Source organism: Microcoleus sp. (assembly GCF_049646505.1).
GTDB lineage: Bacteria > Cyanobacteriota > Cyanobacteriia > Cyanobacteriales > Microcoleaceae > Microcoleus.
The window spans coordinates 1-1,607 of record NZ_JBARVX010000647.1 but is presented as its reverse complement, the minus strand read 5'-3'; the positions used below and the strand labels follow the sequence as shown (position 1 = coordinate 1,607).

Annotated in this window: 2 protein-coding genes and 1 pseudogene; all 3 read left to right on the top strand. The window is 47.4% G+C overall.

Annotated features, from left to right (window positions below):
• Nucleotides 1–70: 70 nt before the first annotated feature.
• Entirely contained in the window at nt 71–343 is a 273-nt protein-coding gene (locus tag WBA89_RS29710; protein WP_424411252.1) for an Asr1405/Asl0597 family protein, read from the top strand.
• A gap of 61 nt (nt 344–404) precedes the next feature.
• Entirely contained in the window at nt 405–1,067 is a 663-nt protein-coding gene (locus WBA89_RS29705) for a (2Fe-2S) ferredoxin domain-containing protein (RefSeq protein WP_424411250.1), read from the top strand.
• A gap of 150 nt (nt 1,068–1,217) precedes the next feature.
• Nucleotides 1,218–1,607 (top strand): annotated as a pseudogene (locus tag WBA89_RS29700) (hypothetical protein); the annotation flags it as partial.

The window sequence follows — 1,607 nt, the reverse complement described above, 5'->3', positions numbered from 1 at the left end:
GCAGTATCCTATAAAAAGATGCTTGTTCTGAATGCTTCCCGAAAATGGGGTCAAGCGAGAGCAAAAATAAATGCAAATGATTATTGTTGCTAAAAAAATGAATCCAGCAGATCCAGAATTAGAAGTTTGTGACATCGTGCAAGTCAGTTGGCTAGACAGGTGGCAAGTTTATCAACGCTTGCAAGAATTAGAAATTCCCTGCTGGTGCACGGCCGACCAACCTCTGCGGGCAAAAATTAGCACCGCCAAACAAGCTGCTCAACTAGCGAGCGTTTTGAAGCAATTGAGCGCTCCGCGGCGCGAACTGGTGCAGTTGCTCGAGTGCTGCTGGCAAATCGGGTAAAGGCGGTTGGGCTTCCATCGCGCCCTGTACGCGATTTAACAAATTTAAAGGAGTTATCACAATGTATAAGTCTCGCAAGCAAGTTTCCGAATTCAGTTTGGAGGGAGAAATCCTCAGCCTGATTGTTGAAGATGGTTGCAAACTTAAATATTTGCGAATAAAGACCGATCGCCAAGTAGAATACCTAGTGAAACTTTGCAAGGAATTGCGGTCATTTTTAGGGCCTGTTTTGACGACTGGGTTGAGGGTTCAAGTTGCAGGCGAGAAAGAACTCAATTTGAAAAACGGTAAGATAAAACTGAAAGCTCGCAGTCTGACGCTGGCTGGGGGTAACAAAGATAGATCGCCCGAACAGCAAGACTCTACGAATGTGCCTTGTGAAATTGTGACATCCGACGATCGCGCCAACGGCAAAACCGAAGCCAGCATTCCACAGACAGATAAAACTGTAAAAGCTCGGGCAAAAACCCAAACCAAAATATTAGTATGTCAAAAATCTGACTGCCAAAAACGCGGCGGGGCAGCAGTCTGTAAAGCTTTAGAAAATGCTTTGAATTCGCGGGGTTTAGAAGAAGAAGTGACCGTTCAGGGTACCGGATGTCTCAAACAGTGCAAAGCCGGGCCAAATATAGTTTTGATGCCAGACAAAACTCGCTACAGCCGCATTGCACCAGCAGAAGTTCCAGCAATTATTGACAAACATTTTGCAGTTGCTAAGGCTTAGCCGATCGGGCACAACGGGAGAGGGAGACTGGCAGAATTTGGCTGCTGACTGACCATCGGTGACTAATAATTGATGACTGGGGGCTTTCTTTTGGATAATCTATAAGGATAGACTGTTTCACAGACCCTGTGACTATTGGGATAAAAAGCCATGTCAGAAGCTGATCGTCGAGCTAATCAGCATCAATCACACCCTGCTGTTCAATCGGATACCGAACCATTGCAGTCAAATTTTGCTGCTCCAGGGGGTTTTGAGCCGATCGCCCCCCCTCCGACAGATACTCCCGCAACGGTTCCCCAGCAGCCAGAAGAAGACTGGCAAACAGTAGATTTTCCCAACGCGCTCAGCGTAGATGCAATTCCTACAAAACCCTCGGCAAACAATTTGCAATCTCACACACAGCCGACTGAGGCCCAATCGCCCTTGGTTTCAGAGAACCTCAAAAATCTGCTCGGTAATGCCGAACAGCGTCAGGCCAAAGGATCGACCCCAGTAACCCTGATGCAAGCGCTGCACGAATGCAACCGCGACCTTTTGCAG